Consider the following 4,199-nt stretch of genomic DNA (forward strand, 5'->3'; position numbering starts at 1 on the left):
TGGCCCCGAAGCTCCGCACGGAACGCATCGAACTCCGCGTCCAAGGCGGCCCACGCCTGCGGCAGGCGCTTACGAGCTTCCTTGTAGTCCGGTGTGCCCAGGGCGCGAGTGACTTCCGTCTGTCCCCACGCTTCCACGAGATCAGCGGGAACACGGCGGCGCAAAGACCACCGCGTTCCGCGCTGTTTGAGGCCGGTCAACATGTCCTTCTCCGACGTGCGCTGTGTAGCAGTCACGCGGGACACGGGCAGTTTCTAAGCCCCTGACTTTCCTAGTTTCCTAGCGTTTTCAGCGCTAGTTGCGGGCCTGATCAACGAGCTTGTTCTTGCTGATCCAGGGCATCATGGCGCGCAGGCGCTGGCCGACTTCCTCGATCTGGTGCTCGGAGGCCCGCCGGCGGGTCGCCTTGAACGACGGCTGGCCGGCCTGGTTCTCCAGCATGAAGTCGCGGACGAAGCGGCCGGACTGGATGTCCTCCAGCACGCGCTTCATCTCGGCCTTGGTCTCCGCCGTGACGATCCGCGGGCCGGTCACGTACTCGCCGTACTCGGCGGTGTTGGAGATCGAGTAGTTCATGTTGGCGATGCCGCCCTCATAGATGAGGTCGACGATCAGCTTCACCTCGTGCAGGCACTCGAAATAGGCCATCTCCGGCGCATAGCCCGCCTCGACCAGGGTCTCGAAGCCGGCGCGGATCAGCTCGACCAGGCCGCCGCAGAGCACCGCCTGCTCGCCGAACAGGTCGGTCTCGCACTCTTCGCGGAAGTTGGTCTCGATGACGCCCGAGCGGCCGCCGCCGATCGCCGAGGCGTAGGCCAGGCCGAGGTCCATGGCGCCGCCGGTGGCGTTCTGGTGGATGGCGATCAGGCACGGCACGCCGCCGCCCTTCTGGTACTCGCCGCGCACCGTATGGCCGGGGCCCTTCGGCGCGACCATCAGCACGTCGACGGTCGCCTTCGGCTCGATCAGGCCGAAGTGAACGTTCAGGCCGTGGGCGAACAGCAGGGCCGCGCCGTCGCGCAGGTTGTCGTGGATCTCGTTCTTGTAGATCGCGGCCTGGTGCTCGTCGGGCGCCAGGATCATCAGGGCGTCGGCCCATTTGGCGGCGTCGGCGACGCTCATCACCTTCAGGCCGTCGGCTTCCACCTTCTTGGCGGTGGCCGAGCCGGGCTTCAGGGCGACGGCGACGTTCTTCACGCCGGAGTCGACGAGGTTCAGCGCGTGCGCGCGGCCCTGGGAGCCATAGCCTACGACGGCGATCTTCTTGTCCAGGATGCGGGAAATGTCGGCGTCGCGGTCGTAGTAGACGCGCATGATTGTTCTCCTGAACCGAAGGAAAGGCCGCGCGGCTGCGTAACGCGCGCGCGGCAAAGCGCGGGCTCTGAAGCGGTTTTTTGCCTGAAGGTCAAGGGCGTGGCGCGTCGCGGGGTCCGGCGACGGTCGCCTGTGGCCGCAAAGCATGGCAGTTGAAGCGCCGATGATCGAGGTCACGCCCGCCATCGCGCTCGCCGAGAGCGAGCTGATCTGGAAAGCGGTCCGCGCCTCGGGACCGGGGGGTCAGCACGTCAACAAGACCTCGACCGCGGTCGAGCTGCGCTTCGACGTGCGCGCCTCGCCCTCGCTGCCGGAGCCGGTGCGCGCCAGGCTCTACCACCTGGCCGGCTCGCGCCTGACCCAGGACGGGGTGCTGGTGATCACCGCCCAGGGCTTCCGCTCGCAGGAGATGAACCGCGCCGAGGCCATCGAACGGCTGGTCGCGCTGATCCGCAAGGCCGCCGAACCGCCGCCCCCGCCGCGCAAGAAGACGCGGCCGACGCTTGCGTCGAAAAAGCGCCGTCTCGAAGGCAAGGCCCGCCGCGGCGGCGTCAAGGCGATGCGGGGCAGGCCAAGCGTTGATTAACGGTTCGCCATCGCGGCGCCTCAAATCCGGTTTTTCGAGAGCCGCAGATGCTCCTATGGTGAAGCCCATGTCGCGCGCCACGATATTTCCCGTTCTCGCCGCAGCCGCAGCCGCCGCGCTGGCCGCCTGCACGCCCACCCTCGGCCCCTCGCCGCCCTCCGGCTATGGTCCCTCGTCCGGCTCGGCCTTCCGCGCTGCGGATTTCGCCTGGTCGACCGAGTCCGGGCGCGGCGGCATCTCCGGCCAGGTCGCCTTCCACCAGGGCAAGACCCGCTACAGCTGCGCCCACGCCACCGTCATCCTGACGCCGGAGACGCCCTGGACGCGACGGCGGATGAAGATCCTCTACGGCTCGACGGAGAGCGCCGCGGAGCCGGCCGAGGCGGTGCGGGCGCGCACGCCGTCGGCGCCCTCCGGCGACTATTCCGCCTTCGTCCGGCGCACCACCTGCGACGGCTCCAGCCGCTTCACCTTCGGCGGCCTGCCGGACGGCGCCTGGTACGCGATCACCATCGCCAAGCCGCCCGGCGGCGGCGAAGGCCTGGCCCTGATGAAGCGCGTCACCACCACCGCCGGGAAGATGACGCCGCTGGCGTTCTGACGGACCCTCCGGGCCAAGCTCCGCGTTGGACGCTGCAGAAGCAGAAGCGCGGAGATTCCAGGATGCGGGGGACCTTGATGGCCGGAGCGCTGGTCCTCGCACTCGCCAGCGCGGCCCAGGCCCAGCCCTCCGGCTATTATCCGGGCCGCGGCGCGGACTACGCCTACCGCTACGAGCCGCCGAAGGCCTACGGCTACGACGGGCGCTACACGCCCTACAGCTACGGCGACGGCTACGACGGCTTCAACGGCAGGACGCTGCCTGGCGCGGCCCTGTCGCCCGACGTCCTGAGCCAGGCCCCCCAAGACCGCTTCGGCCCGGATCCCAACGGCATGGTCCGGCCCGACGGAGCGGTGATCAAATGCAAGCTGGTCAACCGCTACGACAGCGACTACGGCCGCTATATGACCCGGCGCGAGTGCTGGTAGGGGAGGGAGAGAAGGGCCTCCCGCCGTCCGGGAAGCCCTCTCCTTTCACGCCTCAGTGCACCTTGGCCCGGCCGATGGCCAGGCCGTCGCCGGTGGCGCCGACCTCGATGACCTGGCCGTCCTCCAGGTCGCCCGCCAGCAGTTTGCGGGCGATCGGGTCGACCAGCTCCTTCTGGATCACCCGCTTCAAGGGCCTGGCCCCATAGACCGGGTCGTAGCCGCGCTCGGCGAGCCAGTGCTGGGCCGCGTCGTCGAGCGACAGCGTCATGCGCCGGTCGGCCAGCAGCTTCTCCACCCGCTTCAGCTGGATGCGGACGATGTTGCCCATCTCCGAGCGGCCCAGCCGCTTGAAGAGGATGATCTCGTCGATCCGGTTGAGGAACTCGGGCCGGAAGTGCTTGCGCACCACGTCCATGACCAAGGGCCTCGCCGTCTCCACGTCGTCGCCGTCCGCCAGGTTGGCCAGATACTCCGACCCCAGGTTCGAGGTCATGATGATCAGGGTGTTGCGGAAGTCGACGGTGCGGCCCTGGCCGTCCGTGAGGCGACCGTCGTCCAGCACCTGCAGGAGCACGTTGAAGACGTCGGGGTGCGCCTTCTCGACCTCGTCGAACAGCACGACCTGATAGGGCCGGCGCCGCACGCTCTCGGTCAACGCCCCGCCTTCGTCATAGCCGACGTAGCCCGGAGGCGCGCCGATCATCCGGCTGACCGAGTGCTTCTCCATGTACTCGCTCATGTCGAGGCGGGTCACGGCGGACTCGTCGTCGAACAGGAACTCGGCGAGCGCCTTGGTAAGCTCGGTCTTGCCGACGCCAGTGGGCCCCAGGAACAGGAACGAGCCGATCGGCCGGCTCGGGTCCTTCAGGCCCGCCCGCGCGCGCCGCACGGCGTCGGAGACGGCGACCAGCGCTTCCTCCTGGCCGACCACCCGCTCGCGCAGGGCGGTCTCCATCTGGAGCAGCTTCTCGCGCTCGCCCTCGAGCATCTTCTCGACCGGCACCCCGGTCCAGCGCGAGACCACCGCGGCGATCTGCTCGGCGTCGACCACCTCGGGCGAAACGGCGTCCTTCTCGGCCTTGGACTCCTCCTCGGCCAGGCGCCTCTCCAGCGGCGGGATCTCGCCGTAGGCGATCTCCGAGGCGCGCTGCAGGTCGCCGCGGCGCTGGGCGGCGGCGAGCTCGGCGCGCAGCCGGTCCAGCGCCTCGCGGGCCTGGGCGGCCTGGCCGACCTTGTCCTTCTCCGCCTTCCAGCGCGCGGTCATCTCCGC

The 4,199-nt window shown here is 69.2% G+C and carries 6 protein-coding genes; 3 read left to right on the top strand and 3 right to left on the bottom strand.

Annotated features, from left to right (window positions below):
• Both VJS38_RS07200 and ilvC read right to left on the bottom strand, forming a co-directional pair.
• Positions 1 to 203, bottom strand: a 203-nt coding sequence (locus tag VJS38_RS07200; RefSeq protein ID WP_324087472.1) for a DUF6538 domain-containing protein, incomplete at its 3' end; no start/stop codon positions are given.
• A 91-nt stretch (positions 204 to 294) separates the two neighbouring features.
• The gene (ilvC, locus tag VJS38_RS07205) at positions 295 to 1,314 is read right to left on the bottom strand and encodes a ketol-acid reductoisomerase (protein WP_324087473.1); all 1,020 of its coding nucleotides are present in this window, start codon (positions 1,312 to 1,314) and stop codon (positions 295 to 297) included.
• 163 nt (positions 1,315 to 1,477) lie between these two features.
• On the opposite strand from ilvC, the gene arfB reads away from it, so the two are divergent.
• From arfB to VJS38_RS07220, 3 genes are all read left to right on the top strand, one after another.
• Positions 1,478 to 1,900, top strand: coding sequence for an alternative ribosome rescue aminoacyl-tRNA hydrolase ArfB (arfB, locus tag VJS38_RS07210; RefSeq protein ID WP_324087474.1), 423 nt, complete (start codon positions 1,478 to 1,480; stop codon positions 1,898 to 1,900).
• Between the two features lie 67 nt (positions 1,901 to 1,967).
• Entirely contained in the window at positions 1,968 to 2,501 is a 534-nt protein-coding gene (locus tag VJS38_RS07215; RefSeq protein WP_324087475.1) for a hypothetical protein, read from the top strand.
• 62 nt (positions 2,502 to 2,563) lie between these two features.
• Complete coding sequence (locus VJS38_RS07220) at positions 2,564 to 2,929, top strand: hypothetical protein (RefSeq protein ID WP_324087476.1); 366 nt, start codon at positions 2,564 to 2,566, stop codon at positions 2,927 to 2,929.
• Positions 2,930 to 2,981: 52 nt separating this feature from the next.
• On the opposite strand, the gene VJS38_RS07225 is transcribed toward VJS38_RS07220, so the two are convergent.
• Positions 2,982 to 4,199, bottom strand: a 1,218-nt coding sequence (locus tag VJS38_RS07225) for an AAA family ATPase (protein ID WP_324087477.1), incomplete at its 5' end; no start/stop codon positions are given.

It is taken from the genome of Phenylobacterium sp. (assembly GCF_035276905.1).
In the GTDB taxonomy this organism is placed as follows: Bacteria; Pseudomonadota; Alphaproteobacteria; order Caulobacterales; family Caulobacteraceae; genus Phenylobacterium.

Excerpts from the sequence above, each read along its gene's own strand:
- arfB (WP_324087474.1), top strand. The coding sequence starts at position 1,478 with ATGATCGAGGTCACGCCCGCCATCGCGCTCGCCGAGAGCGAGCTGATC.
- ilvC (WP_324087473.1), bottom strand. The coding sequence starts at position 1,314 with ATGCGCGTCTACTACGACCGCGACGCCGACATTTCCCGCATCCTGGAC.
- VJS38_RS07215 (WP_324087475.1), top strand. The coding sequence starts at position 1,968 with ATGTCGCGCGCCACGATATTTCCCGTTCTCGCCGCAGCCGCAGCCGCC.
- VJS38_RS07220 (WP_324087476.1), top strand. The coding sequence starts at position 2,564 with ATGCGGGGGACCTTGATGGCCGGAGCGCTGGTCCTCGCACTCGCCAGC.